The organism is Kordiimonas sp. (genome assembly GCF_048260245.1).
GTDB lineage: Bacteria > Pseudomonadota > Alphaproteobacteria > Sphingomonadales > Kordiimonadaceae > Kordiimonas.
Genome location: NZ_JBLXGZ010000003.1, coordinates 125,252 through 150,434, shown reverse-complemented (window position 1 = coordinate 150,434; position 25,183 = coordinate 125,252). Strand labels below are relative to the sequence as shown.

Sequence of the window (25,183 nt, the reverse complement as noted above, 5' to 3'; positions counted from 1 at the left end):
CGCAAATACGGGGTGGACGTTTTTACAAAAAAATACCACATAGGTAATCGCTGTCAGGGCTGGCGCATACAAAACCACAAGCCCGCCAGACAACGATGGGCGTGGATCCCGGGGCAACCGGACCAGAGGGGACCGGCCCAGAAGTAACAGGGTATCAGGGTAAGTAACCATTGGGGCGCATTGGTACATGGGGTGTACCGAAGCAACAAAAGAGATGAGAAGAAACACCCGCTTTCCTGCAGTGGGTGACGGGGGGAAATATGACAATGAACGGGTTCATGGCAAGCTTAAGCCTGCTTGCCCTCCTGAGCAGTGGTGCTACGGCACATAACGGCCCGGAGACAGGCGACGGACGGCCGGTAAAAGCACCCGCAGCGAACGCCGCCGACATCGTGGACACCCCGCGAGAAAATTACACAGCGGTATTTTTTGAACCCTACGCACCACAAAACGCTTACGATATGATCCAGCGCCTGCCGGGCTTTGTATACAGCACCGGCTCGGAAGCCCGTGGCTTTGGCGGCACGGCGGGCAATGTGTTGATTGATGGCGCGCGGCCAACATCCAAGTCCGGCGGCTTGACGGAAGCGCTGAGACGCATACCGGCGGCACAGGTTATGCGGGTTGAGTTGCAGCGCGGTGCAATGGCCGCAGGCGAAGCCGCCGGGCAAACCGTCGTCGCAAACATCGTGCGGTTCAAAAACAAAAGCAGCGGCACCTGGACTGTGGAAACACGCCGCGTCGGCAACAACAAAATCCTGCCAATGCTGGATGCTACTTTTGCCACCAAACTTATGGGGTGGGATGCCTCATTCCAATTGGACACGTTTCTGAAATCCAGCAGTCGCGATGCCGTTATCAGCAGTACCGACACCAACGGCATGCTGACGGACCGCACCCTGGAAGACCGGCAGGAAGAAGAACGCTTCGCCGCACTTTCCTTTGATGCCGGCCGGGATGCCTTTGGCGGTCGCTTGCAATTGAATGGCCGGGTGAAATATTTCACCTGGAATGGCGACACAAACCGGCTCGGCTATGGCACCAGCGGGTTTGATACCGCACCTCAGGACCGCTTCTTTAACGATAATGACAAGGAAGAATATGGCGGGGAGCTGGGTGCAGACTGGTCGCGCACCTATAGGTCAGGCTGGCGTTGGCGACTGATTGCGCTGGGTACTTTTGAAGATGAAACCGAAGCAGACAGCTTTATTGAGCAACAGCCCTATCGCACCGTTATCGAACAAGGCGATATCATTGCGAGAGAAAAAACGACTGAGGCGATATTTCGCACCACTTATGGCCTGACAGACGGCGCCCTGCGGCCAGAATTTGGTGTGGAAGGCGCCTATAACCGGTTGGACAGCAGCCTTGAAATCCTGATCATGGACGGGAACGGCGTCACGCTTGAAGAAATGGCCGAGACCATGGTGCGAATTGAGGAGCTGCGGGCCGAAACCTTCGGCAACCTCGTTTGGCAGGCAACGGGCAGGTTGACTGCCGATGTGGGGGCGAAGGCCGAAGTTTCACGCATTTCAACACAGGGTGGAACAGAGCAAACCTTCACCTTCCTCAAGCCTTCCGCCGGTGTCAGCTACACAGTCAACGAACAGGTACAGCTTAGTTTGAAAGCGCAGCGCTCCGTCGGCCAGCTTGATTTTTCCGATTTCGCCGCATCGGCCGACGCGGTGGATGACCGGCAATTCGACGGCAACCCGAACTTGCGGCCGGACCGGACCGACCGTCTGGAAGCTAAACTGGACTATACCTTTGGGGAACGCGGTGCCATTTCCACCAGTGTCTATTATGAGTGGAAGGCCGACGTGCTGGAACAGACCATCCTGCCAACCGGCGGACAAGGGTTGGCCAATGCGGGCAGCGCGAAGCGTTGGGGCATGAATGCCAACGCCAACCTGCCGCTGGATTTCGCCATCAAAGGCGGGCTGCTTGAGATTGACGTCTATCTCAAGGATTCGCAGTTTGAAGACCCTATCACCAGCCAGACCCGTTACCTGCATGACTTCAACCCGTCGCAGGTGTTCATCGATTTCAGGCAGGACATCCCGGACACCAACTGGGCCTGGGGCCTTGAGTATAACTCCTCCGGTCACTGGCATGGTTATTATATCGATGAATATGAGGATTTCCGCGAGAATAATCGCTATGGCGCCTTTATCGAAACGACGGAGTTTTTCGGCGTTAAAACCAGCCTTATTCTGTATGATGTATTCGGCGGGCATTTTGACCGCCTGCGCGAGCTATATAACCCCACCCGTAAAGGTACCCGCATCGGCACCGAATTATCGGAACGCACACGCGATACAGGCGTTCGTTTTGTGGTCAGCGGCCAGTTTTAATTGGGTCGCTCTTGCCAGAAAAGAAGAACCCGTGCGCCAAGGGGGTGACGCACGGGCTATGGCCGGGGTGTTCAGGGGGAGGAATGGGTACCCCCGGCACAATCCAGAGATAAGCATAGAGTGTGGCGGTTTTAAGGGGGTGCGGCGTTTCATCACAGTTTGTTGACCACGGCCTCCGTTCGCGGCCGCAACACAGCCATCACAGCCCCGGTTAAAATAAACGCGGCGCCTAGCCAGGTCATGAGCTCGGGCACCTCGCCAAACAACACCATACCAGCCACTGCCGCCACAAGAAGCCGCAGAAAGTCAACCGGCAAGACAACCGTGGCATCTGCAAATGCAAAGGCCCGGGCCATCGCACTTTGCGCCGCGGAAAACCCCAACCCCAAAACAACCAGAAGGACAAAATCAGGAAAACCTGGCCACACCCAGTGGTCCAGCGCGACAAAGAAACTGACCGGCACCAGCAGGATGAATTGCGTGGCAACCATGGTTCCCGTCGCTTCTGTGCGGCTTAGTATTTTGACGGTGATAAAAGCACCCCCGGTCATAACAGCCCCCACCAGCGCCGCCAGGACCCCCATGGTGGCCTGACCTGTGGCGGAAGGCTGTATGACCATCACCATACCGGCAAAACCAAGTAGCAGCCCCACCACACGCATGCCGCTCGCGCGTTCCCCCATCAGGGTGACGGCAATCAGGCTTGCGAATAGCGGCGCAAGATAAGTGATTGCGACCACGGTCGCGAGCGGCGCGGCTGACAGCGCAAAAAACAGGCTGTAAACGCCTACGCACGCGACCAACCCGCGCAAGCCATGTAACCATGGCCGCGTGGTGCGAAAGGTCATGCGCCCGCGCGTTATCAACAGCGGTAACATGACCAGAAGACCAAAAAAATTGCGGTAAAACACCAGAAGTTCCGGCGCATAGCGTTCAGACAAAAGGCGTACCACCACCCAGATAAGGGACTGGCAAACGGCGTAGGCGGCCATGAAGGCCACCCCGCGTAAATTATTGCTGATCCCCGTCCCGTCGGGCCGGATTCCCTGCATGCCCTAGCGCTCCGGCACGCGTTCAAGCGCGGTGACCCGCCAGTTGAAAACATCACTTACCAGTACGCCACCCCCCGGGCGCGGGGCGACGCCATGCAGCGACACATATTGCCCCAGTTCCTTGCCCGGCGCGCCGGTGCGGTCCAACACCTTGCCGCTATCGTCCAGAATGACCAGTTTTTCAGCTCGGGCATCTGTCATCAGAAAACCACCTTCCGGCAGCGCCACCAGGCCATATGGGTAACCAACGTCTGTCCAGGCCTCCTTGTAGGTGCCGTCAAGGTCAAATAGCTGGATGCGCTTGTTCTCGCGGTCCGCGACGTAAAGCGTATTCCCTTTCACCACCACCGCATGCGGGAAGTTGAACTGGCCCGCGCCGGCGCCCTTTTCGCCAAAGGTTTTGATGACATTGCCGTCGGGACCAAATTTCACGACACGAAAGTTGCCGCCATCCGCCACATACAGGTTGCCGCTTGCGTCAAATGCCACGTCATTCGGCTTATTGAAAAACATGTAATTATAGTCGCGGTCAAACCAGCCTTCGCTGGCGTAATCCTTGCGGCCGTAAACGCGCAGCACCTCACCCTCAGGGGAGAATTTCAGCACCAGATGGTTGCCAACATCGGTTGTCCAGATATTGCCGTCCGCGTCCTGTCGCAGGCCATGCGGGCTTTTGAAAAGGCCATGGCCCATCTCACGGTCGAACCTGCCATTGGCCTTGAACTTCAGCAAAGCATGCTCACCACGGTTCAGTATATAAATGGCGCCAGGCTTGCCGCTGTCGGTTGCTGCCTGCAACACACCAGGCACCTCAACCAGATGCCATCCATGAGGCATTTCAAGGCCAGCAGCCGCCGCCTTCCATGCGCCTTCCTGTGCGTTGCTGATGGACGTGACTGCCGCCAGACCAGTCAGGGTGAATATCCCCGCCATGCCGATCAGGTGTTTTATTTTCATCTCGCTTGTCCCTTGTTTGTGCCGCTTGTTTGTGCCGCTTGTCTGTGCAGTCCAACTGCCCGTTGCATGCACAAGGATTGCGCAATGAAACTGATTATTCAAATATCGTATTTTTATATGTATGATAGTTTTAACTTATCATTATGAGGCATGCCGATGGACTTGAAGCAATTGCGGTATTTTGCGGCAATCATTGACGAGGGCGGTATGCGCCGCGCCGCTGAAGTGTTGCATGTTAGCCAGCCCGCGCTGACGGTGGCTGTAAAACAGCTGGAACAGTTCTTCGGGTTGAAGCTTTTCAGCCGGACAGGAAGAACGCTGGAACCAACGCCGGAAGGATACCGCTTTTACCAGCACGCCCGCTCACTTCTTGCACAGGCGGAAAAAGCCAAAAGCGACATGCGCGCCTTAAGCGCACTTGAAATGGCTGATCTGCCGCTTGCAGCCACCGCCATGATAGCCAATCACGTGCTGCCCGCCCCTCTTGGCCGCTTTCTGCAGACGCGGCCGGGTGTAAAAATCTCCCTGCGGCAGCTTGGTGGACCAGCGGTTGAAAGCGCACTCAAGCTTGGTGAGGTGGAGATCGGCTTCGCCATGCATCGGCTGGATGAGGTGTTTGAACAAGTGCCTGTTTTCCGCAACCAGATAACCGTATGCCTGCACGCTGACCATCCGGCAGCCGCAAACGATACCATCAGTTGGCGCGAGCTTCTGGACCTGCCTATCGCCACCTTACCCCGCGGCTACACTCTACACGCACGGCTGCTTGAGGAAGCCCGGCGCCACCGCAAAAGCGCCAGGATCGTGCTGGAAACCGATGCCATGGGCCTTTTGGCCCACGCAGTTGAAACCGGCACCGCTGCCGGCCTGATGATGGAAGCGGCAAAGCCGGCAGGGGCCAACATCAAGGCCCTGCCAATTAGGGAAAACAAGGGCTATCACTTCACCCTTAACGCCTGTTGGCGCAAGGACATGACACTATCTGTCGCAGGGCGCGCGCTGGTGGATTTCCTACAAAAAATTCACGCTGACGCATTGTAGCCAAACCTTTAATTCTCGTGTTCCACCCCTGTACTATTCATAAGCAGGGGCAACAGCTTACCGGATAGTCTGCGAATTTTCTTACCGGTTTGCACGAAAACACATTAATGTGGTTTAACTGGTTGTGAAAAGCGTCCCGGAATGGAGAAGAGTTCCGGGTATCCCGTTTATTCTGTTTCGATTATGCTTTGCATCATGAAGGAGAGGGTGAATGACCTCTGGTCATACCAAAGCATTTTTGGCTTGTGCCACATTGGTGGCCTGCTTAAGCACGCCCGCCATCGCCAGCGACGATGACTTTGCCGCCTGGGGTGAAAAGGTTTATGACCAGTTCGCCGCCAAACAGCGCTATCCCAGACAAGCGGTCGACAGCAAACTGGAAGGCACCGTCAAGGTTCAGGTAACCGTGGCCAAATCCGGCTCGATCATCGGCTTCACCATCAACCGGTCCTCCGGCCATGAAATCCTGGACGCTGAAATTCTCGGGCTGCTCGGGCGTATCAATCCACTGCCTGCCCTGCCGGCTGGCAAGGACACCTATATTTTTAAAATACCACTGCGCTTCCAGATGGATGAAACCACCACAGCCATGGAAGCCTCGGTTGAGGTTGAGGCCGTCACCGCCAACTGGCAGGACTGGCAGCGCCTTGTGCAGCGCACGCTTGCACGCAATCAGGGCTACCCCACGCAGCTTATTGATGAGGGCATTGAAGGAACCGTCAAGGTCCGGGTCAATGTCGCCGCTGACGGCACCATCATGGCCCAAAAGGTTGCACAGTCATCCGGCAGCGACATTCTGGATGACGAGGCGTTGGACCTGATGCGGCGAATCAACTTCCCTCCCCTGCCGGAAGGGCGGGAAAGCGTTGCGCTAACCATTCCGCTGAATTACCGGCTGGAACACAGCAACCGGCGGTAACTTTCCCGCCGTGAAAGACAAACGGCACAAGAAAGCCCGGCAGATACTCGCCGGGCTTTTTGATTTCTGCGCTTTGAGCCCTAAGTAGGGCATCAGGGCATCAGGCAGCTTTGGACAGCTTCTGGAAGCGCTTGAGGTGATGATCTGTGTCACCAAAATAATGGTCGATCATGACAAGCCGTTTGGCAACATGCGCCAAGGTCAGCTCCCACGTTACACCAATACCGCCGTGCATCTGCACCGCTTCCTCGGCGACCATACGGCCGATGCGGCCAACAAGCGCCTTGGCGGCAGAGAGATGCTTCTCGCGGTCATCGCTTTCAAGTTTGCTTGCCGCCAGCAACACGATGGAACGCGCCTGTTCGATCTCAAGGCACATATCAACCATGCGGTGCTGAAGCACCTGAAACTTGCCGATCGGCACCCCAAACTGGGTGCGCGTGCGCAGGTACTCAAGCGTGGCGTCACGGGCATTTTCCATCGCCCCCAGACTTTCAGCACACAGCGCAAACGTCGCGCGGGCAATAGCCCGGCCCAGCGCGGCTTCCGCTGCATCGCCTTCCAGCAAAACGCTGTCCGCACTGACGCCAACACCTTCAAAAGACATCTCAGCCGCAGCAAAACCGTCATGGGTTTTGTAAGCGCGCGTGGTTACACCGTCCGCACCCTTGGGCACCAGTACAAGCGCAAGCCCCTTGGGGCCCTTGGCGGAGACAATAACCGTGTCCGCCTGCGCGCCGCCAATCACCACTGACTTCGCGCCGGTCAGCGTATAACCGTCACCGTCCGCCTTCAGCGCAGCGTCTACCACATCCGCATTATAACGCGCGCCCGGCTCGTAATGCGCAAGCGCAAGCAGGTGCCCGCCAGCCACCACATCGTCCAGAAGCCCCGGGCCACGGCCTGTGGCTTCTTCTTCAGCCAGAAGACCCGCGCCAAGCACCGCGGTTGCCATAAACGGTTCAACCACGATGCCGCGGCCAAGTTCTTCCATCACAACCATGATGTCGATACCCGTGCCGCCAAGGCCACCTACACGCTCCGGCAATACAGCAGCCACAAGTCCCAGCTCCGCCAGTTCGCCCCATATTTCGGGCGAATACCCGGTGTCGGATTTGATGATTTTGTCACGGGTTTCGAAGTCGTACTTTTGGCGTACAAACCGCGCAACCATGTCTTTGAGAAGGGTGTGATCTTCGCTCAGATTAAAATCCATGTCAGAGTTCCTTCCCTTAAAGCCCGAGGATCATCTTGGAGATGATGTTGCGCTGAATCTCGTTCGAGCCGCCATAGATCGAATATTTGCGGCGGTTGAAATAGTGACCGGCGAAGCTGTTGGCACCGTCGGGCCCAATTGGCTCCTCGTTCGAGCCTGGCAGTTCAAGCTCGGGCATGAACGGCAACGCATAAGGCCCAACGGCCCGGCGCAGCAGATCGCTGATTTCCTGCCGGATGACCGAACCCTTGATCTTGAGCATCGAGCTTTCCGCCCCCGGCGCGCCGCCCGCCTGAGCCTGTGCCAACACGCGCAGGTTGGTCAGCTCCATGGCCATCAGGTCCAGTTCCACGTTTGCGATACGTTCCGCAAAGGCCGGATCATCGATCAGCTTCGTGCCGTCGCCTGCGTCGGTTTCACCCGCGATACGCTTGAGCTTCTTGAGGCCTTCCTTGGCCGCCGCCACACCGGCAATGCCCACACGTTCGTGCTGCAACAGGTATTTGGCGTAGGTCCAGCCCTTGTTTTCTTCACCAACAAGGTTTGCCACCGGTACTTTAACGTCCTGAAAGAAAACCTCGTTAACCTCATGCCCGCCCTCGATCGTGATAATCGGGCGCATTTCAACACCCGGGGTGTTGATGTCAACAAGCAGGAAGGAGATACCCTGTTGGGGCTTGCCTTCACCCGACGTGCGCACCAGGCAGAAAATCCAGTCGGCATACTGGCCCATGGTTGTCCATGTTTTCTGGCCGTTGACGATATAATGATCCCCGTCCCGCACGGCTTTTGTTTTCAGGCTTGCGAGGTCTGACCCGGCGCCCGGCTCGGAATAGCCCTGACACCACCAGTCGTCACAATTGAGGATACGCGGCAAGTAATGCGCCTTCTGCTCCTCGGAGCCGAAAGCGATCAGAACCGGCCCCAGCATATTGAGGCCAAACGGCGGCAACTCCGGCGCGCCGGCCTTCACACATTCTTCCTCAAAAATATGCTTCTGGAACGGTGTGAAACCGGACCCGCCATATTCCTTTGGCCATGTATGAACCGCCCAGCCCTTCTCGGCTAGGATTTTCTGCCACGTGATAAAATCCTCACGCGCAGGCATACGGCCCGCTTTTACGGTTTCTGCAATATGGGACGGCAGTTTTTCTGCCAGAAATGATCGCACTTCCTCGCGGAAAGCTTTATCTTCATCTGTATAGTCAAGACGCATGACACCCTATCCAACTGTTGTTAGCCTTGTTCAACCAAGAAGTAGACCGACGGCGGCTATCTTCAAGTCATCCATGCAATTGTTCCCGTGACCGCATGACTGTGCCGGTGTAAGGCTGCAATCAGTATGTGACGGCACACTGCCCAGCCGCTTGGTGAAGGGATAACAAAGCCCCGTATAAACAATATATTAACCACCAAAGCTGTAAAGCATGGAAGCTTCTGGAATACGCACGTAAGGGACCCTCATGATCCACCGATTAACCGGCACATTTGCCGCCGCCCTCACGCTAGTGAGCTGCCTGACATCAGCTACTGTGGCGGAAGAAAAGCTGTTTGGCAGCGGTAAAATTCTGGCGACCCCGGGCGTTGTGCAGGTTGAGGGCGCAGGCGGTGCCGGGCTATCGACCTGGGCGATGATCTCGGGGTACGGGACCAACCGGCAAATCGGCGGCAGCGCACACCACACCTATGTCACACTGGATGACTTTACCCTGAACGCAACTGGCGTCACCGTCGGATTGTTCGATCGCCTCGAACTGTCGCTGACCCGGCAATGGTTCGACACGGGCAATGCTGGTGCGCGCCTTGGGCTGGGTGAAGGCTTCAACTTCAATCAGGATATCGTCGGCGCAAAAGTTCGCCTGTTCGGTGACGCCGTGTACGCACAGGATAGCTGGTTGCCGCAGGTTGCCTTCGGTGTGCAATACAAGCACGCCAGCGAAGGCGCCACGGTGCGCGCCGTGGGCGCGGAAGATGATGACGATTTTGACTATTATCTCGCGGCGAGCAAAATCCTTCTGGATAAAAGCCTTGTACTGTCTGGCACAGCACGGCTAACACGGGCCAACCAGTTTGGCCTGTTGGGTTTTGGTGGCCCACAAGGCAGTACACGCAGCCTGCAGTTTGAAGGGTCGGCGGTTTATCTGCTTTCCCGCGCCTTTGCCGTTGGCTTCGACTATCGCACCAAACCCGACAACCTCGCCTTCGCCGAAGAAGACGACGCCATGGCAGCGTATCTGGTATGGTTGCCGGGCAAACATATCACGGTCACCGCCGCCGCTGTCGACCTCGGCGACATTGCCCTTCAAGGACGGCAACAAGGCCTTTACCTTTCTCTTCAGGTAGGATTTTAGACCATGAAAAGCCTCAACATCCTTATGACTGCCCTCCTGCTGACAACCGCCACCCCAGCTATGGCCGGCAGTCTGTACGATGACCTTGGCGGGCTGGAGACCATCCAGCGCTTCACAGCACGCCTTGTGGAACTGACCTTTAAAGACCCGCGCACTGCGGAACAGTTCAGGCAAACCAAAAAAGACCGGCTGGAGAAACTGCTGGTCGATCAGTTCTGTGACCTTGCCGGTGGCCCGTGTAAATACAAAGGCGTGAACATGAAGAAGTCCCACATCAAACTGGGCATCACAGAGCGTGAGTTCAACGCCCTGGTTGAACAATTGCAGCAGGCCATGGATGAAGAGAATGTACCGTTCCACACTCAAAACCGTCTGCTGGCGCTGCTCGCCCCAATGAAACGGGATATTGTCGAACGCTAACAGTGCAGCCCCAGTGCAACACCTTAGATAACCGCCTCCTCATCTTCATGAAGTCGACAGCCCGTGAGCAACTGGTCGCCATCATTGGCAGCGTTCAGACAGGGAAGGTCAATTGTCACCTGCGTTCCCTCCCATTTGACGCTGTCAATTTTCATGCGACCTTCCAGCAATTGGCAGAATTTCTCCACCAGCGGCAAGCCCAGCCCGGTGCCTTCATATAGCCGAGAAAGGCGGGTATCCACCTGTACAAAAGGCTTCATGGCCTGAGCCATCTCATCGTCTGTCATGCCAACCCCCGTGTCGGTGATTGTCAGCCCGAAGCTGGCATCCCGAATGACCCCGACAACAGTGACCCGGCCAACTTCCGGTGTAAACTTGATGGCGTTTGACAGCACGTTCAGTACAATCTGCTTGGTCATGCGGCGGTCTGAGCACACCTGACCTGTGCCGCACTCCAGCCTAAGCTCAAGCTGCTTTTCGTCAATGACACGCTGATGAAAATCGATACATTCCTGCACCACCTCATCCAGATCAAACATCGTTGGCTCAGCAATCACCCTGCCTGCCTCAAGCCTGGACATATCCAGAATATCATTGATAATGCTCAGTAAATGTCGGCCACTGTTGGCGACAATATCCAGATATTCCTGATGTTTGTCCCTGGTGACATTCATATCCTGCTGCAACATTTCACTGAAGCCGATAACGGCGTTCAACGGCGTGCGCAGTTCATGCCCCATCGTGGCAAGAAACTCGGCTTTGGAACGGCTGGCCTCCTCGGCGCGCAGGGCTAGGGTACGCATCTCCTCGACAAGGCTTTTCAGTTCCTCTTCTGCGGCGTGCCGGCGGCACGCTTCCCGTTCAAGCGCATGAACAGCAGGTAACCACCGCGCCACACCCCATGTCACGAGCAGCACACCCGGCAGATACAGGTACGGCAAAATCTCACTATCCAGATCCGAGACACCTGTCAGCGCCGACAGAAGTCTTGCACCCCATGGCAACTCCTCCGCGTAATCCAGGAAGGTTGCGCAAGCAAGAATACCACCACCACAGATGATGGGGTGATGGCCCCTGTCGGCAATAGAAAGCGCCTTGCCCCGTAAGAACAGGAACACCGGAAAAGCAACAGTGGCAAGAAACAACAGTAAGGACGGGTGCCAGAAGTGTGAGAACATAAATGTTTACCATTCCGCCCCCAAGCTTGGTGAGAGCATGGATGAAAATGGTAAAATTTCATTTAATCCTAATGGTCCCGCAGCATATAATCCAAGATCGCAGACACGCGCGTCATCAGACCTAAAATATGCTGGTATGCGTCAGTGAAGTGAACATCTCCAGCGCGGCGGCACCAACGTAAGAGTTACCGAAAGCATCCAGCTCGGGCGCCCATACGCAAATAGACATTTTGCCCGGCACCACAGCCAATATACCGCCGCCCACGCCGCTCTTCGCCGGCAGGCCCACACGGTAGGCGAAACTGCCAACGCTGTCGTAGGTCCCGCATGTCAGCATCACGGCGTTGATACGTTTGGCCTGGCTTGTGGATATAACCGACTCTTCGTGCAGCGGCGAATACCCACCCATAGCAAGCGGCAGGCCAGCCCGCGCAAGGTCTACGCAGCTCATGGTCATCGCGCACTGGTGGCAATAGGTTTCCATCAGTTCGTCCACATCCATATGGATATTGTCATACCCTTTCATCAGGTGTGCCATCGCCCGGTTAAGGTGCGCATGCTCAAACTCGGACTGCGCGACAACAGGGTCAGCCTGAACAGTGTCATTCATCGACAGATAGCGCAGATAATCACGCAGGCGCTGCTTGGTGTCGCCCTTCAGGCTCATCAACAGGTCCAGCGTTGCCAGCGCCCCCGGGTTAATGAAGGGGTTGCGGGGCACACCGTGTTCCATCTCAAGCTTGATCATGGAATTGAAGCGGTCGCCCGATGGTTCCTTGCCCACACGGGTCCAGACCATGTCACCCAAATGGCTCATCACAAGCTGCAGCACAAAAAGCTTGGAAATGGACTGGATGGAAAAAGGCTCCGCTGCATCACCGGTAGTGAAATTCCGGCCGTCGGGCAACTGTATAGCCATGCCGAACTTCCTCGGCGGTACACTCGCAAGCGCAGGGATATAATCCGCGACCCGACCTTTACCAAAGGCTGGCTCAACGGCTTCGCGGATATAGTCCAGCACTGCCTGATAGTCCATCGCCACGAATAAGCCTCCTTTCGCGCCTGCAGCCTAGACGCATAACCGCAGCATATAAAGAACGCAAGCAGTGCAAAAGCTTGTAATTTTGCCCACCGCCACCACATTTTCGCCGCAAGCGCCTGTCACTCCGTGCTGTGGTAAAAAAGGCGCCCTTGCCCAAAGTCAAGGCGGCTCGCATACACCTGCGGCCATATGACCCTAGCCCTGAAAGCCTGTTTATGGCAGACAGGCGCACGAAAAAACGGCAGGATAAGCAAGCAGACGCCGGGGGTTATGTTCCAGCCCCGGTGCAACAAGGCCCGAGATAATGCAGACTGTGATGGAAAAAGACATGGCGGGTGCCGGCAGCGCACCCAAAGCGGCAATCAAAAGTGGCGCACACCCCGAAGCGGCGGATTTCCCGCTTCGCGAAGCACGCAAGCTGGTGCGTGACCTTTGGCAGCCGAACGTGCGCCTGTACTGGACAGATTTTACCGTCTCCAACATTTTCGGCTGGGGCGCTGTTGCGGTGGCTACCGTCGCGCCGCTTGGTTCCTTTTTGCAGATCGTCGCGGTTATTGTGGCAACGCTTGCACTTTACCGCGCCGTGATCTTCATTCACGAGCTGGCGCACTTCCGCAAAGGCACCTTCACCTGGTTCCGCCGCTATTGGAATGCGACCTGTGGCATGGCCATGATGGTGCCAGCCTATACCTATGCGGATGTCCATATCGACCACCACAAACCACAGGTTTACGGCACCAAGGAAGACGGCGAATATCTGCCCTTTGCGGTGGATGAACCATGGAAGATGATCGCCTTTGTATTGCAGGCGTTTCTGGTACCCATCCTGCTTGTCATTCGCTACACCATCCTGATGCCCCTCACGCTCATCAACAAGCGCTTCCGGGACTATATATGGGAACGCGCGAGCTCGCTGGTGATCGACTATGCTTACCTGCGCCCTGCCCCCAAAAAAGGCCAGGGGAAAGACTGGCTGATTGAGGATGTGATTACCGGGCTTTACGCCTACACCGCCTTGGCGCTGGTGTATTTCGGCATCCTGCCGCTTGCCTTCCTAGCCGTGTGGTATGTCGTGACCTTCGCTATTTTTGTGCTCAATGGCCTGCGCACGCTGGCGGCCCACGCCTACCGCAACGGCGGTCGCGAACGCATGAGCCAGCAGGAAGAATTCCTCGACAGCGTCGACGTACCCGGCAACCGCTATATCACACCACTGTGGGCGCCGGTGGGCCTCAGATTCCATGCCACGCACCACCTGTTCCCGGGCATGCCGTACCACCAGCTTGAGAAAGCGCATGAACGGTTGAAAGCTGAACTGCCGGACAATCGCCTCTACCTCGCCGCGACACGCAAGAACCTGTTCGCCGCCGTGGCGCAGCTCTGGCGCGAGGCCAAGGCCGCCAAACAAGCGCGTTGATTTTTACTGTGGTTCTCACAGCTCTGGCAATCGCGTTACAAGCGCCGCCTGCCGCTCCCACTGTACCTGACGTTCGGGCGGCAGCCAGTTGGGCGGCTCGCGGCGGAGATTAAGCCGCTCAGCCCTCAAGCCCCCTCAAGCATGGCGAGAAGCTTCAGCACCGTATTCCAGTTGCGGGATGTGGGACTAACGCCCAGCTTCTTTGCCGTCAGCAGCTTGGTAAAGTCAGACCTGCCAGACCCTTCCCGGTAATAGATATAAAGCGCATTGCCCCGAAGCGCGATATCCTCCGGCCCGTTATATGCACCGGTCACCGCCTCTATATGCGCGGCATTGGGGGCCGCACTCAGGAAGGCAACATGCAGCAGTTTCGTCTCCCGGCCGCCTAACGGCTCTAGCGCCGCATCAACATAGGGGCATGCCTCGGCTTCAGCGCGAAAAGTGGCGGCATCGCGCACCATGATCTCGGTATGGAAACCAAAAGCTTTCTCGCAGGCTGCTTCCAGCACTTGGCCAATGTCTGCCACTGGCGCGGCAGCACCCTCGAACACCACATTGCCCGATTGCACATAGGTTTGCACACCGTCAAACCCCGCCGCCATGATCACCTGCTTCAGGTCCGCCATTTTGATCTTGCGGTGCCCGCCTACGTTGATGCCACGCATCAGCGCCACGAATTTTGTCACCTTGTTCTCCTTGCCTGCTGTACGCGGGACTTACCTATTCAGCAGCAAAGTAGAACAGCGAAAACAACCCGTCCGCATCCTGCCAGCAGGCATCAAGCCTGAAGCCCGCCCTTGCCGCGAGCTCCGCGAACTCCTCACGGCTGTATTTATAGGAATTTTCGGTGTGGATTGTCTCGCCTTCAGCGAAAGAAACCGGCTGGCCTGCGACATGAACCGTTTGTGCCTTCAGGCTTTTCAGGTGCATCTCGATACGGCCAAGGTGCTCGTTATAAAAAGCATGGTGCGCGAAGGCATCAAGGTCGAAATCCGCGCCCAGTTCGCTGTTGATCCGGGTCAGAAGGTTGAGATTGAAGGCTGCGGTAACGCCCGACGCGTCATTATAGGCGGCGTTGAGGATACCAGCGTCCTTCTTCATGTCCACACCGATCAAAAGCCCGCCATCGTCGCCGACCATATCGCGTATGTTGACCATGAAGGCGGCGGCGTCCGCTGGCTCGAAGTTACCAATGCTGGAGCCGGGGAAAAATGCCACCCTGTGCACCCCTTCCGGGTGGATCGGGATATCCATAGATACGGTAAAGTCCGAACATACAGCATAAACATCAAGCCACGGAAACTCGTCCGCCAGCTTGCGGGCTTCCTTTTGCAGGAACGCCTTGGAAATATCCATCGGCATATAAGAATGCGGCTCAAGCGCGGCCAGAAGGTCACGCACCTTGGCGCTGTTACCGCTGCCGGGTTCCACCAGCAGGCACCCCCTGCCAAGGCACCGCGCGATGGCCTGCACATTATCGCGGATAATCGCAGATTCCGTGCGCGTAGGGTAATATTCCGGCGTGCGGCAAATGGCATCAAACAGCCCGGAGCCAACCTCATCATAGAAAAACTTGGGCGGCAAGGTTTTGGGCGTTGCCCGGAGGCCTGCCAGCACTTCCTGTTCAAAATCACTGACGGGTGGGTGATTGTCCTGAAACTTGAAGGCCGGTTTTAGCTGGCTCATTTTCTATCCTCTGCTAGGCGTATCCCGCTATATTGCCAGCGGGTTGGGGGGTAAAAAAAGTTTCTGTACGTGGGGCGGATATGGCCCTTCGGCGTGACGCACGACCCGCCACGCAGCACCATCTGGCTGCTCATGAATTTGCCGTTATATTCCCCAAACGGGCCGGATTGCCGGTGGTACCCGGGGTATTCCGTATAAGGGCTTGCGGTCCATTCCCACACATCGCCGAAAAACTGGCGGCTGCCACCCGCCGCTTTCGGACGCAGGCAATCAGCGTCATAGAGGTTGCCTGCCACCGCCTGGCGTGCGACGGCATGCTCCCACTCTGCCTCCGTGGGCAGGCGCTTTCCGCGCCAGCGCGCGTACGCCGCGGCTTCATAAAAGCTGACATGGCACACAGGCGCGGCCATATCGACGGGTTGCAGGCCCGCCAGTGTCATCGCCGTCCATCTGTCACCTGACTTTTCCCAGTAAAGCGGGGCCTGCCAGCCTTGCTCGCGTATCAACGCCCACGCGTCTGACAACCACAAATCAGCGTCCTCATATCCACCCGCCGCCATGAACTCCAGATATTCACCGTTTGTTACCAGACGGTCAGCCAGCGCATAGCCATCAAGGTAAACCTTGTGGCGCGGGGTTTCATTGTCATAGGCAAAGCCCGGCCCCGTATGGCCGATTTCATGGACACCGGCGTCAAAGGCCAGCCACCCCAGCGGCGGGGCGGCACCACCCTCCTTTTGTGGCGCCAGCGTCTTGTATGCAGGCCGAAGCGGGTTTTTGGAAAAGGCATGCTTGATATCAGTCAGCAACAATTCCTGATGCTGTTGCTCGTGATTGAGGCCAAGGATCGTGCGGCTGATAATCTCTTCACGAGCCCGGTGCGCCGTATCTGCCAACAGGGTGGCCATAGCGTCATTCACATACGCGCGGTAGCGGTAAACCTCCGCCACTGTCGGGCGCGAGAGCACCCCGCGTTCAGCGCGGGTGAAAAGCGAGCCCAAACTTTCATAATAAGAATTGAAGAGGTCTGCGAAGGCAGAGTGATAAACCTGATAACCCGCCTGATATGGCCCGAGGATAAGTTGCTCATAAAACCATGTAGTGTGCGCCAGATGCCACTTCGCGGGGCTGGCGTCCGGCATGGACTGCACGCCGTAATCCTCCAGCTCAAGCGGTTCACAAAGCGCCTCACTCTCAGCACGTACGCGGGTGAAATACTCGGAAATATCGGTCAGCGCAGTGTCTAGCGGCATCGGTCCCCCACTACATCTTTATTTTCTCAGGCCCACTCAAGACACGCAAGGCAAGTATAACACAAGGCTGGTCACAGCCAATGCTGGCCATTATGTGCGCCAGTTTCTGTCGGTTTTGTGACCAGCACAAGGATAGTGCTCCCTCATGACAGTTTCTGTCAGCAAAGATCAGCAACATATCTTATTCCGGCTGCGGCAGAATTTGCAACCGGGCGATGTAGCAGCGACCCACCGCAACAACGAAACATTGCAGGCGGGGGCCATGTGTTTATGATGTGGCCGCAAGCAACACATGCCGGGACGGCAAAAAAGGGGCGCAGAGTGTGTCATAACGTAAGGCCGATCGTTTTCTGGGGCCCCATGCTTATTTTGCTGGGCACCGTAGCCTGGAGCCTGACCGACCTTGAAGGCCTGCTGGACGGCGCGACACAGATCAACGACTGGATATTGTCTCACTTCTCCCTCGCTTTCAGCTGGGGCAGTTTTATCTTTGTGCTGAGCTGCGTCTGGGCCTTCTTCTCGCCCCTTGGCAAGGTCACCATTGGCGGTGTGGGGGCCAAACCCCTGCTCACGAAATGGAGCTGGTTTTCCATCACGCTGTGCACCACCATTGCCATCGGCATCCTCTTTTGGGCCACGGCAGAGCCGATTTACCACAGCCACACACCACCCGCTTTGAGCGGGATCACCCCGCGCTCCGCCGCTGCGGCGGAATTCGCCATGGCGTCGCTTTTCATGCATTGGTCGTTCACGCCTTATGCCATCTATACCGTGCCGGGCCTCACTTTCGCGCTGGTCTATTATAACCTTGACCGGCCTTATTCGCTGTCTGGCCCGCTTTCGCTTGTACTGGGGAAGTGGGTGCAGGGTGTGGGCAGCCAGATTATTGATGCCGTCGCGCTTTTTTCGCTGATCGCCGGTATCGCCGCCACCCTTGGTGTGGGTACCATGTCGGTTTCGGGCGGCATTGCAAAACTTACCGGCATCACATCGTCGCCTTTGCTGCAAGGGCTGGTCATGGCCGCAATCGTTGCCGCTTTCATGGTTTCCTCCGTCACCGGTCTGCAGCGCGGTATTCGCGTGTTGTCGGACATCAATACAAAATTCTTTTTCCTGCTGTGCGCCTTTGTCTTTATTACCGGCCCCACCGGTTACATGCTGTCCCTTGGCTGGGCAGGGCTTGTGCAATATGTGGCCGAATTTGTCCCGCGCTCGCTGGCGCTTGAAGCCAGCCACGATGAAACATGGTCACAAGCATGGACGGTGTTTTACTGGGCAAACTGGCTGGCATGGGCCCCCATCACCGCGCTGTTTTTAGGCCGCATCGCCAAGGGTTATACCGTGCGGGCATTTATTACCGTCAACCTTGTGGTGCCGTCATTGTTCGCCATTGTGTGGATGAGCATTTTCGGCGGGGCGTCCCTTTCGCTCGATAGCGCGGCGGGCCATCCGGTCAAGGTCGCGATGGACAGCGCCGGCCCCGAAGCGGCGGCTTATGAGGTGTTAAGCCACTACCCGCTGAGCCTGATTGTGATGGCGGGTTTTGTGTTGCTGTCGTTCATTTCCTACGTGACGGCGGCTGACAGCAACACCGAAGCCATCGCAGGCGTGTGCCTCCAATCCGGTGAACACGGCAACGCGGAAAGCGTCGACAGCACCCCCTCAGCCAAATGGATCAAGCTTACACTCGGTATTTTTATCGCCGCCAGCGCGTGGGCAATGACGGCCTTCTCCGGCATTGACGGGGTGCGCATGCTCTCCAACCTTGGCGGTTTCCCCGCGCTGGTCATTGTGCTGCTGTTGAACGCGGTGCTTATCCTGCTTGGCACCCGTTATGTTGGCAGGCTCCACGCCATGGGGCAGTCACCAGCCCAAAAAACCGCAGAAAAAAAGCCCACCCCGTAGGGACACGGGATGGGCTCTCCTAAGTGTGGCGGCATACCCAAACGCGAGGTAGGGAAACAGGCACGCCACCATGGGCTTCAAGCGAGGACAGGGGAAATATTTCTTGGGGGAAATACCCCTGCCGGGGGTTCGCTTAAACAGGAGCTTATATGGCCGGGCGACTAGTCATCCTCATTATCCCAGCCGCAGACCTTGCGGCCTGCCTGAACTGCGGGCCGCGCGTTACACCGCGCGCGCCAGGCCTGCACGTTGGGGAAATCGTCCAGCCCGAGCTGGGCTGTGGCGTCATAAAATTCTTCAAGACAGTTCACCCACGGGAAGGTGGCAATATCGGCGATGGTATAATCCCCCACCAGATAGTCACGCCCAGCGAGGCGCTCCTCCAGCACTGCAAGCAGGCGTTTGGCTTCCTTGGTGTAGCGTTCGGTCGGATAAGGGTGGTCACAGCTTGACTGTGCGAACTTGAAGAAATGCCCAAACTGGCCAAACATCGGCCCCACGCCCGCCATCTGGAAAAACAGCCACTGCATCGTCTCCGACCGCAGGCGCGGGTCAGCGGGCAGCAATTTGCCCGAGCGCTCGGCCAAGTGCAGCAGGATAGCACCTGATTCCATGATATTCAGCGGGGCGGTGTCGCCAGCTTCCTCACCACCAATGGGGCCATTCGGGTCTACAATCGCCGGAATTTTCGAGTTGGGGTTGATGGCGACAAAGTCGGGCTTGAACTGGTCGCCCTCGCCAATCTCGATCCGGTGAGCCTCATAGGGCAGCTCCATTTCCTCAAGCGCGATACTGACCTTCTGCCCGTTCGGGGTTGCAAGGGTGTAAAGCTGGATGGGTTTCAGTGTTGCTGTGGTCATGGGCGGCTCTCCCTCTCGTCGCTTTAATCGCTGGTTTGCTCTCATGGTGCTGCTTCTACCCCTTTTTTTGGGCTGTATAAGGGCAGACTTCGCAGGGTGCTATCTCGCTGTTCATTCTCGGGCGGCCCGTTCCATATGGGAACCTCGCTTATGCCGTTGAATGTGCAAGCCTGTTGAATTCATGCCTGATCCTGCAGCTTCGATATTCCAGCCTGCCTCTTGACTCGTTACCTAAAATGCCCTAAATGAAACCTCAAGGTATCAATTTGATACCAGTAGCTCCTTAAAAGGAACCTGTAATGAGCAAGGATAAAAACGTATCTCCCGCACAGATGGTGGACAGCTTCCTACGCCGGGTGGGTCTCGGGGTTGCGGTTGTGGCGCTGGCTTACGGCACGTCAGCGCTGGAACTGGTTCTGCCGGCCACCATGGCCGACTATGCCGACATGGCGCGGTTCGGCCTGTCCATTCTCGTGATCATCGTGGTGTTCCCGCCCTTTGTAAAATTCATACTCGCGCGCAGGCGCGGTGTGTGCAAAGGCGCGGACACTGACAGCTACATGGCAGAAATGTTCAAGCAGGCGGCACACCATGCCTTCACAGCCACTTTCGTTACGCTGATTTTTATTGAGGGCGCCATCAAGGTGCTGGAGCCGCAACTGCCAACCGTTTTCTTCATCGACCTTGCCCTTTTTATCAGCCTGAGCGCTTTTGCGGTCTCTTTCTACCGGCTGACCACGGCTGACGACACGGAGCAGGACGAGTGGGAGGATGCGGGCGATGAGTGACACGCTTGAAAATCGCATCCGTGTCTTCCGCGCGGAACACCGCATGAGCCAGGGTGATCTGGCGGACGCCATCGGCGTCAGCCGCAAAACCATCAGTACAATCGAGGTTGGCCGTTTTGTGCCCTCCACCGTTATCGCCCTCAAGCTTGCGCGGCAATTTGAGGTGCCGGTTGAGGACATCTTCAGCCTCAAGACCGATTAAACCCGAACCACGACAGCAAACAAAAAAGACAGTGAAAGGAAAAACCATGAAAACCAACAGCAAACAGACCGTGAAGCAATCTATCCTGTGGGCTGCTGCCATGATCGGCACGGCGATCCTGTTGCGCGGCAATGAGGCCTCAGAAAATGTATTCCTGCTTCTGCTGGTGCTCGCGACCACCAGCCTGCTGGCACAAGGGGCGGTCAAAAACGAGCTCACGTGCCTGAAGCGCATGGTCGCCAGCGTAGCAAACAACAAAAAATAGATATTCCAGCCAGACACGACAGGAGGAAACGGTAATGGGGAAACACTTTATCATTGCGATGGCTGTCTTTGTTTTGATGGCCTTCTCGCCAAACAAGGCCGATGACATCAGCGGGGACTGGATTGGCACCCTTGAAACCCCGCAGGGCAAAATGACGCTTGTGCTGACGATAAAAAAACAACCGGATGGCAGCCTTGCCGCTGTTCTGGAAAGCCCCGAGCAAGCACCGGGGCAAAAGATCCCGGTAACCAGCATCAAGGCGCAGGACGGCGTGCTTGAATTTACTTCCCGCCCCATCGGCGCGACGTACAAAGGCACTTGGACGGACGGCAGTTGGCAGGGTGAGTTTAATCAGGGCATGATGCTGCCCCTGACCTTCAGGCGCGGTGAACTGGCCGCCAAGCCGGTCATCAGCGGGCTGGACGGTGTCTGGCAGGCGGAAATCATCCGCAACGGTCAAACCATTGGTTTTGAGCTGACGGTAGAGACGACAGACCGCGGCACCAATGCCACCTTCGCCGTGCCCGCCATGATGGCATACGGCCTACCCGTGACGAACCTGTCCCTTGACGACGGCACGTTACACTTCACCGTCCCGGCGGTCTCCGGCAGCTTCAACGGCAGCTTCGTTAGCACAGACCAGCCTGTTGTGGGCATGTGGCAACGTCAGGGACAAGACACCACCGGCATCACTTTCACGCGCACTGCGGACAAAGCCGCGCAAGCGAAACGACCGCAGATGCCTCAGCCACCGTTTCCTTATAAGGCTGAAGACGTCAGCATCACCAACGCGGCGGCACCGGGTGTAACGCTTGCCGGCACGCTGACGGTCCCGGAAGGCAAAGGACCTTTCCCCGCAGCCGTCCTGATCAGCGGGTCCGGCCCGCAGGACCGGGACCAAACGCTGTTAGGGCACAAACCATTCGCTGTGCTGGCAGACTACCTGACCCGCAAAGGCATCGCTGTCCTGAGGTATGACGACCGCGGCTTTGCAAAATCGACCGGCGACTTCGGCCCTTCCACCTCTGCCGATTTTGCCACCGACGCCAACGCCGCCTTCGCTTTCCTTCAGGCACGGGAGGATATCAAAGCGGATGCCATCGGCTTTATCGGTCACAGCGAAGGCGGGCTTGTGGCGCCTGTTGCCGCAAAATCAAACCCCGAGCTTGCCTATATTGTCTTCCTCGCTGCCCCTGCCATCAAAACACGGGAATTGCTTGTCACCCAGCGCCGTACAATCAGTTTATCCAACGGTGCAGACGAAGCAGACATCAAGCGTGTCGAAGCTCTCAGCCAGAGCGTGCTTGATGCCGTCGCTACCGCGAGCGGGTCCGACGACGCCCGTGCGAGGCTTCACACGCTGATGACACCGGATGTTCTGAGCGCCATGGGTATCCCACCCGAACGCAAGGAACCGGCTATCCGGCAACTTACCAGCGACTGGTTTCGCTACTTTTTGAAACACGACCCGGCGCCTTATCTAGGCGCGCTAGATATACCCGTGCTGGCACTTAACGGCACGCTCGATCAACAGGTGGACGCCGAAGAAAACCTGGGTGGCATGCGGGCAGCCTTTGACGGCAAGGCAGATGCCACTGTGATGCAGCTTGAAGGCCTGAACCATATGTTCCAGACAGCTAAAACCGGCGGGCTTGATGAATATATGGCGATTGAAGAAACCTTCGCGCCAGCCGCACTTGATATCATCGCATCGTGGATCAACACGCGTTTCCAGAACACCGCGCGGCACTGACAGGAAAAGGCGGGTTTCCCCGCCTTTTTTTAACCTTCCGGCTTTTTGACATTCTGGCTTTAGTCAGCCATTCAGTCCGCCAGTACAGCGCGGGCGGCGGCCAGCGCCTTGTCCGCGTCCGCTTTGTGCTGGTGGCGGCCCAGCGCATCGGCGAGCGCGGTGAGGCACAGCTCGACATTTTCCTGCCGGGCAGAGGTACCCATCAGGCCAATGCGCCATATCTTGCCTGCCAAGGGGCCAAGCCCCGCGCCAATTTCAAGGTCGTAAGCGTCCAGCAGGTGCTTGCGCACGCTGGCTTCGTCCACACCCTCAGGCACCCGCACGGCATTAAGCTGCGGCAAGCGGTGATCGGCATCGACGATAAATTCAACACCCATGCTCTCAAGTCCCGCAGCAAGGGCTTTATGCATCCTGGCGTGGCGGGCGTAGCTTTCCTCCAGCCCTTCTTCAAGGATCATAACCAACGCTTCATGCAGGCCGTAAAGCGGGTTGACCGGCGCTGTGTGGTGATAGGACCGGCCACCGGTGCCGTCCCAATATGCCATCACGAGCGACAAATCAAGGAACCAGCTTGCCACCGGCGTAGTACGCGCCCGCACCCGCTCAAGCGCTGCTTCCGAGAAGGAAACCGGCGACAGGCCCGGTGTGCAAGACAGGCATTTCTGGCTGCCGGTGTAAACCGCGTCCACGCCCCAGCGGTCAATCTCCACCGGAATGCCGCCGACGCTGGTCACGGCATCCATAATGGTCAGGCACCCGTGTTTTTTGGCGATCCCGCAAAGGGCTTCAGCGTCCGCACGCACCCCTGTGGATGTCTCGGCGTGTACAAACGCGAGGATACCGGCTTCGGGGTGGTCGGCCAGCACCCGGTCAACCTCCGCAAGGTCGGGCGCTGTACCCCATTCGCATTCCACCATCACGGCGGTGCCGCCCACGCGCACAACATTTTCGCGCATGCGCTCACCAAAGACACCGTTTTTGATGACAACGACTGTGTCACCTTCTTCGATCAGGTTGACAAAACAGGTTTCCATGCCCGCAGAACCGGGGGCGGAAACCGGAAAGGTCAGCGCATTTTCTGTTCCAAACAGCGTGCGCAGGCCGCCCTTGATTTCTTCCATCATGGTCTGGAACGCGGGGTCAAGGTGACCAAGCGTCGGCCGCGCCATGGCCTCCAGAATACGGGGGTGAACGTCGGAGGGGCCGGGGCCCATCAGGGTGCGTTTGGGGGGCATGAAAGACTTCATCGCGCGCTCCTGCTTTGGGGAAACTTTATCGGACAATCAATAACCAGGCCCGTGTACGGGCATGACATAGGTGGCTTTACGCGCTTTTCTAGCCTGAAAAACACGCCCGGTGCAATGATACTGACAGAAAATGGCACAGGGCGTGTGTCATCATCCACGCTGAGACAGAGTAAAACTTCGGGGGACGACCATGACAGACAAGCATCAGGAACTGCTGGCCCGCGTAAGGCTGATCGCCGCACGTGAAGGCCTGAGCGAAAAACGCATGTTCGGCGGCAACAGCTTTTACCTTGACGGCAACATGGTCTGCTGTGTCAGCAAAACCGGCATGATGGCGCGGGTTGGCAAGGCACAGGAAAGCGAGGCGCTTGAGCGGCCCGGTGCCAAACCCTTCACCCGCACCGGCCACCGCATGGGTGGCCTGGTTGAAATTGACACGCCTTACCTTGACGGCGATACCATACTGGAAGGCTGGATCGCCATCGCGCTCAGCAATGCCCGCAGCCTTCCGCCCAAGGAAAGGAAGGGCGTTTGGGTATAAGCGTCACGGCCTCGGATCCGGCGTCAGCCAGCCGCTAGGTCGCTTCGCGCCAGTGTGGCGGGTAGGTACGGCCGTACCCATCCGTCGCTTCAACCCGTTTCATGAAACCTGCGATGTGCTGATATTTTTTGCGCAAAGGAACAAAGCCCGCCGTGAAGCCTTCCTGCAGGCGTGGACTCACCCGTTCGACCAGTGCCAAAAGCGGATAAAGCGTCATGTCAGCAGCGCTGATGCGCCCGCCCGCAACAAAAAGACTTTCCGCAAGCCAGCCTTCAACCAGATCAATCTCGGCCTCAAGCTTTGAAATATGTTTCTGGACTTCCGCCTCGTGCCCGTTCACTTCGCCTCTGAAAATAGGGCCTAAGCTGGCGGTCAGCGCTTGACCAAGGTAGTTCTCAACCTCGGCCATCCGCTGCCAGATCAAGGCCGTTTCTCGGTTATCATGACCAAAGATGGGCACATCAGGGTAGGCACGTTCCAGATAGGCCAAAATGGCCATGGACTCGTAGACCGTGATATCACCGTCCACCAACACGGGCACCTTGGCGCGTGGGTTGCGTGCCATGTGGGCGGCGCTTTTGGTGTCACCCTTGCTGAAATGAAGCTCAACGGCCTTATACTCAAGCCCCTTGACCTCCAGCGCCAGCATGACGCGCCATGAATAAGGGCTACCGCTGCCGAAATAACAGGTAATTGCCATGTGCAGTACTCCGCTTGTATTTAAAAGGTAGCGCAT

Annotated in this window: 24 protein-coding genes; 12 read left to right on the top strand and 12 right to left on the bottom strand. The window is 57.2% G+C overall.

Annotation, left to right across the window (positions count from 1 at the left end; all coding sequences use genetic code 11):
• Window positions 1-260: 260 nt before the first annotated feature.
• The gene (locus ACN0VM_RS03165) at window positions 261-2,354 is read left to right on the top strand and encodes a TonB-dependent receptor plug domain-containing protein (RefSeq protein WP_417449390.1); all 2,094 of its coding nucleotides are present in this window, start codon (window positions 261-263) and stop codon (window positions 2,352-2,354) included.
• A 152-nt stretch (window positions 2,355-2,506) separates the two neighbouring features.
• On the opposite strand, the gene ACN0VM_RS03160 is transcribed toward ACN0VM_RS03165, so the two are convergent.
• Window positions 2,507-3,406 carry a DMT family transporter gene (locus ACN0VM_RS03160; protein ID WP_417449389.1) on the bottom strand — a complete coding sequence of 300 codons (900 nt, stop codon included), beginning with the start codon at window positions 3,404-3,406 and terminating at the stop codon, window positions 2,507-2,509.
• Window positions 3,407-3,409: 3 nt separating this feature from the next.
• The gene (locus ACN0VM_RS03155; protein WP_417449388.1) at window positions 3,410-4,363 is read right to left on the bottom strand and encodes a peptidyl-alpha-hydroxyglycine alpha-amidating lyase family protein; all 954 of its coding nucleotides are present in this window, start codon (window positions 4,361-4,363) and stop codon (window positions 3,410-3,412) included.
• A gap of 156 nt (window positions 4,364-4,519) precedes the next feature.
• Here ACN0VM_RS03155 and ACN0VM_RS03150 point away from each other — a divergent pair, with 156 nt between their 5' ends.
• Together ACN0VM_RS03150 and ACN0VM_RS03145 are read left to right on the top strand one after the other, a co-directional pair.
• The gene (locus ACN0VM_RS03150) at window positions 4,520-5,404 is read left to right on the top strand and encodes a LysR family transcriptional regulator (protein ID WP_417449387.1); all 885 of its coding nucleotides are present in this window, start codon (window positions 4,520-4,522) and stop codon (window positions 5,402-5,404) included.
• A 211-nt stretch (window positions 5,405-5,615) separates the two neighbouring features.
• Complete coding sequence (locus ACN0VM_RS03145) at window positions 5,616-6,323, top strand: energy transducer TonB (protein ID WP_417449386.1); 708 nt, start codon at window positions 5,616-5,618, stop codon at window positions 6,321-6,323.
• Window positions 6,324-6,423: 100 nt separating this feature from the next.
• Here ACN0VM_RS03145 and ACN0VM_RS03140 read toward each other — a convergent pair whose 3' ends face one another.
• A complete protein-coding gene (locus ACN0VM_RS03140) occupies window positions 6,424-7,539 on the bottom strand; it encodes an acyl-CoA dehydrogenase family protein (RefSeq protein ID WP_417449385.1) in 1,116 nt (371 codons plus the stop codon).
• Between the two features lie 16 nt (window positions 7,540-7,555).
• Window positions 7,556-8,755 carry an acyl-CoA dehydrogenase family protein gene (locus tag ACN0VM_RS03135; protein ID WP_417449384.1) on the bottom strand — a complete coding sequence of 400 codons (1,200 nt, stop codon included), beginning with the start codon at window positions 8,753-8,755 and terminating at the stop codon, window positions 7,556-7,558.
• A gap of 247 nt (window positions 8,756-9,002) precedes the next feature.
• Between ACN0VM_RS03135 and ACN0VM_RS03130 the strand changes: the two genes are divergently transcribed.
• Together ACN0VM_RS03130 and ACN0VM_RS03125 are read left to right on the top strand one after the other, a co-directional pair.
• Window positions 9,003-9,890 carry a DUF3034 family protein gene (locus tag ACN0VM_RS03130; protein ID WP_417449383.1) on the top strand — a complete coding sequence of 296 codons (888 nt, stop codon included), beginning with the start codon at window positions 9,003-9,005 and terminating at the stop codon, window positions 9,888-9,890.
• Window positions 9,891-9,893: 3 nt separating this feature from the next.
• Window positions 9,894-10,310 (top strand): group I truncated hemoglobin, encoded by a 417-nt coding sequence (locus tag ACN0VM_RS03125; RefSeq protein WP_417449382.1) that lies wholly within the window; start codon window positions 9,894-9,896, stop codon window positions 10,308-10,310.
• 23 nt (window positions 10,311-10,333) lie between these two features.
• Here the strand turns inward: ACN0VM_RS03125 and ACN0VM_RS03120 are convergent, their stop codons facing one another.
• Entirely contained in the window at window positions 10,334-11,488 is a 1,155-nt protein-coding gene (locus ACN0VM_RS03120; protein WP_417449381.1) for a sensor histidine kinase, read from the bottom strand.
• Window positions 11,489-11,609: 121 nt separating this feature from the next.
• A complete protein-coding gene (locus ACN0VM_RS03115; protein ID WP_417449417.1) occupies window positions 11,610-12,524 on the bottom strand; it encodes a glutaminase in 915 nt (304 codons plus the stop codon).
• A gap of 322 nt (window positions 12,525-12,846) precedes the next feature.
• Between ACN0VM_RS03115 and ACN0VM_RS03110 the strand changes: the two genes are divergently transcribed.
• Complete coding sequence (locus ACN0VM_RS03110; protein WP_417449380.1) at window positions 12,847-13,947, top strand: fatty acid desaturase family protein; 1,101 nt, start codon at window positions 12,847-12,849, stop codon at window positions 13,945-13,947.
• Window positions 13,948-14,072: 125 nt separating this feature from the next.
• Here the strand turns inward: ACN0VM_RS03110 and ACN0VM_RS03105 are convergent, their stop codons facing one another.
• Genes ACN0VM_RS03105 through egtB form a run of 3 tightly spaced genes read right to left on the bottom strand, consistent with a single transcriptional unit; the run spans window position 14,073 to window position 16,886 of the window.
• A complete protein-coding gene (locus tag ACN0VM_RS03105) occupies window positions 14,073-14,633 on the bottom strand; it encodes a DUF1697 domain-containing protein (protein ID WP_417449379.1) in 561 nt (186 codons plus the stop codon).
• Window positions 14,634-14,667: 34 nt separating this feature from the next.
• Window positions 14,668-15,633, bottom strand: a complete 966-nt coding sequence (egtD, locus tag ACN0VM_RS03100; protein WP_417449378.1) for an L-histidine N(alpha)-methyltransferase — start codon at window positions 15,631-15,633, stop codon at window positions 14,668-14,670.
• Complete coding sequence (gene egtB / locus ACN0VM_RS03095; RefSeq protein WP_417449377.1) at window positions 15,630-16,886, bottom strand: ergothioneine biosynthesis protein EgtB; 1,257 nt, start codon at window positions 16,884-16,886, stop codon at window positions 15,630-15,632. Before egtB ends, egtD begins: the two co-directional genes overlap by 4 nt.
• Before the next feature lie 270 nt (window positions 16,887-17,156).
• Here egtB and ACN0VM_RS03090 point away from each other — a divergent pair, with 270 nt between their 5' ends.
• The gene (locus tag ACN0VM_RS03090; protein ID WP_417449376.1) at window positions 17,157-18,791 is read left to right on the top strand and encodes a BCCT family transporter; all 1,635 of its coding nucleotides are present in this window, start codon (window positions 17,157-17,159) and stop codon (window positions 18,789-18,791) included.
• Window positions 18,792-18,952: 161 nt separating this feature from the next.
• Here the strand turns inward: ACN0VM_RS03090 and ACN0VM_RS03085 are convergent, their stop codons facing one another.
• Window positions 18,953-19,651: a glutathione binding-like protein gene (locus ACN0VM_RS03085; RefSeq protein ID WP_417449375.1), complete on the bottom strand. Its 699-nt coding sequence runs from the start codon at window positions 19,649-19,651 to the stop codon at window positions 18,953-18,955.
• A 299-nt stretch (window positions 19,652-19,950) separates the two neighbouring features.
• Between ACN0VM_RS03085 and ACN0VM_RS03080 the strand changes: the two genes are divergently transcribed.
• Genes ACN0VM_RS03080 through ACN0VM_RS03065 form a run of 4 tightly spaced genes read left to right on the top strand, consistent with a single transcriptional unit; the run spans window position 19,951 to window position 22,659 of the window.
• Window positions 19,951-20,439 carry a hypothetical protein gene (locus ACN0VM_RS03080; protein WP_417449374.1) on the top strand — a complete coding sequence of 163 codons (489 nt, stop codon included), beginning with the start codon at window positions 19,951-19,953 and terminating at the stop codon, window positions 20,437-20,439.
• Window positions 20,432-20,641, top strand: a complete 210-nt coding sequence (locus ACN0VM_RS03075; protein ID WP_417449373.1) for a helix-turn-helix transcriptional regulator — start codon at window positions 20,432-20,434, stop codon at window positions 20,639-20,641. Before ACN0VM_RS03080 ends, ACN0VM_RS03075 begins: the two co-directional genes overlap by 8 nt.
• 46 nt (window positions 20,642-20,687) lie before the next feature.
• Entirely contained in the window at window positions 20,688-20,906 is a 219-nt protein-coding gene (locus ACN0VM_RS03070; protein ID WP_417449372.1) for a hypothetical protein, read from the top strand.
• A 34-nt stretch (window positions 20,907-20,940) separates the two neighbouring features.
• Window positions 20,941-22,659 carry an alpha/beta hydrolase family protein gene (locus tag ACN0VM_RS03065; protein WP_417449371.1) on the top strand — a complete coding sequence of 573 codons (1,719 nt, stop codon included), beginning with the start codon at window positions 20,941-20,943 and terminating at the stop codon, window positions 22,657-22,659.
• A gap of 71 nt (window positions 22,660-22,730) precedes the next feature.
• Here ACN0VM_RS03065 and ACN0VM_RS03060 read toward each other — a convergent pair whose 3' ends face one another.
• The gene (locus ACN0VM_RS03060) at window positions 22,731-23,906 is read right to left on the bottom strand and encodes a pyridoxal-phosphate-dependent aminotransferase family protein (RefSeq protein WP_417449370.1); all 1,176 of its coding nucleotides are present in this window, start codon (window positions 23,904-23,906) and stop codon (window positions 22,731-22,733) included.
• 190 nt (window positions 23,907-24,096) lie between these two features.
• On the opposite strand from ACN0VM_RS03060, the gene ACN0VM_RS03055 reads away from it, so the two are divergent.
• Window positions 24,097-24,447: a TfoX/Sxy family protein gene (locus ACN0VM_RS03055; RefSeq protein ID WP_417449369.1), complete on the top strand. Its 351-nt coding sequence runs from the start codon at window positions 24,097-24,099 to the stop codon at window positions 24,445-24,447.
• A 34-nt stretch (window positions 24,448-24,481) separates the two neighbouring features.
• Here the strand turns inward: ACN0VM_RS03055 and ACN0VM_RS03050 are convergent, their stop codons facing one another.
• A complete protein-coding gene (locus ACN0VM_RS03050) occupies window positions 24,482-25,147 on the bottom strand; it encodes a glutathione S-transferase family protein (RefSeq protein ID WP_417449368.1) in 666 nt (221 codons plus the stop codon).
• Between the last annotated feature and the right edge of the window lie 36 nt (window positions 25,148-25,183).

What these genes read in the sequence shown, in the direction of transcription:
- ACN0VM_RS03065 (WP_417449371.1), top strand. Translation starts at nt 20,941, where the DNA reads ATGGGGAAACACTTTATCATTGCGATGGCTGTCTTTGTTTTGATGGCC.
- ACN0VM_RS03120 (WP_417449381.1), bottom strand. Translation starts at nt 11,488, where the DNA reads ATGTTCTCACACTTCTGGCACCCGTCCTTACTGTTGTTTCTTGCCACT.
- ACN0VM_RS03130 (WP_417449383.1), top strand. Translation starts at nt 9,003, where the DNA reads ATGATCCACCGATTAACCGGCACATTTGCCGCCGCCCTCACGCTAGTG.
- ACN0VM_RS03060 (WP_417449370.1), bottom strand. Translation starts at nt 23,906, where the DNA reads ATGAAGTCTTTCATGCCCCCCAAACGCACCCTGATGGGCCCCGGCCCC.
- ACN0VM_RS03125 (WP_417449382.1), top strand. Translation starts at nt 9,894, where the DNA reads ATGAAAAGCCTCAACATCCTTATGACTGCCCTCCTGCTGACAACCGCC.
- egtD (WP_417449378.1), bottom strand. Translation starts at nt 15,633, where the DNA reads ATGAGCCAGCTAAAACCGGCCTTCAAGTTTCAGGACAATCACCCACCC.
- ACN0VM_RS03135 (WP_417449384.1), bottom strand. Translation starts at nt 8,755, where the DNA reads ATGCGTCTTGACTATACAGATGAAGATAAAGCTTTCCGCGAGGAAGTG.
- ACN0VM_RS03150 (WP_417449387.1), top strand. Translation starts at nt 4,520, where the DNA reads ATGGACTTGAAGCAATTGCGGTATTTTGCGGCAATCATTGACGAGGGC.
- ACN0VM_RS03145 (WP_417449386.1), top strand. Translation starts at nt 5,616, where the DNA reads ATGACCTCTGGTCATACCAAAGCATTTTTGGCTTGTGCCACATTGGTG.
- ACN0VM_RS03085 (WP_417449375.1), bottom strand. Translation starts at nt 19,651, where the DNA reads ATGACCACAGCAACACTGAAACCCATCCAGCTTTACACCCTTGCAACC.
- ACN0VM_RS03155 (WP_417449388.1), bottom strand. Translation starts at nt 4,363, where the DNA reads ATGAAAATAAAACACCTGATCGGCATGGCGGGGATATTCACCCTGACT.
- egtB (WP_417449377.1), bottom strand. Translation starts at nt 16,886, where the DNA reads ATGCCGCTAGACACTGCGCTGACCGATATTTCCGAGTATTTCACCCGC.
- ACN0VM_RS03165 (WP_417449390.1), top strand. Translation starts at nt 261, where the DNA reads ATGACAATGAACGGGTTCATGGCAAGCTTAAGCCTGCTTGCCCTCCTG.
- ACN0VM_RS03075 (WP_417449373.1), top strand. Translation starts at nt 20,432, where the DNA reads ATGAGTGACACGCTTGAAAATCGCATCCGTGTCTTCCGCGCGGAACAC.
- ACN0VM_RS03115 (WP_417449417.1), bottom strand. Translation starts at nt 12,524, where the DNA reads ATGGACTATCAGGCAGTGCTGGACTATATCCGCGAAGCCGTTGAGCCA.
- ACN0VM_RS03070 (WP_417449372.1), top strand. Translation starts at nt 20,688, where the DNA reads ATGAAAACCAACAGCAAACAGACCGTGAAGCAATCTATCCTGTGGGCT.
- ACN0VM_RS03050 (WP_417449368.1), bottom strand. Translation starts at nt 25,147, where the DNA reads ATGGCAATTACCTGTTATTTCGGCAGCGGTAGCCCTTATTCATGGCGC.
- ACN0VM_RS03160 (WP_417449389.1), bottom strand. Translation starts at nt 3,406, where the DNA reads ATGCAGGGAATCCGGCCCGACGGGACGGGGATCAGCAATAATTTACGC.
- ACN0VM_RS03140 (WP_417449385.1), bottom strand. Translation starts at nt 7,539, where the DNA reads ATGGATTTTAATCTGAGCGAAGATCACACCCTTCTCAAAGACATGGTT.
- ACN0VM_RS03055 (WP_417449369.1), top strand. Translation starts at nt 24,097, where the DNA reads ATGACAGACAAGCATCAGGAACTGCTGGCCCGCGTAAGGCTGATCGCC.
- ACN0VM_RS03080 (WP_417449374.1), top strand. Translation starts at nt 19,951, where the DNA reads ATGAGCAAGGATAAAAACGTATCTCCCGCACAGATGGTGGACAGCTTC.
- ACN0VM_RS03110 (WP_417449380.1), top strand. Translation starts at nt 12,847, where the DNA reads ATGGAAAAAGACATGGCGGGTGCCGGCAGCGCACCCAAAGCGGCAATC.
- ACN0VM_RS03090 (WP_417449376.1), top strand. Translation starts at nt 17,157, where the DNA reads ATGATGTGGCCGCAAGCAACACATGCCGGGACGGCAAAAAAGGGGCGC.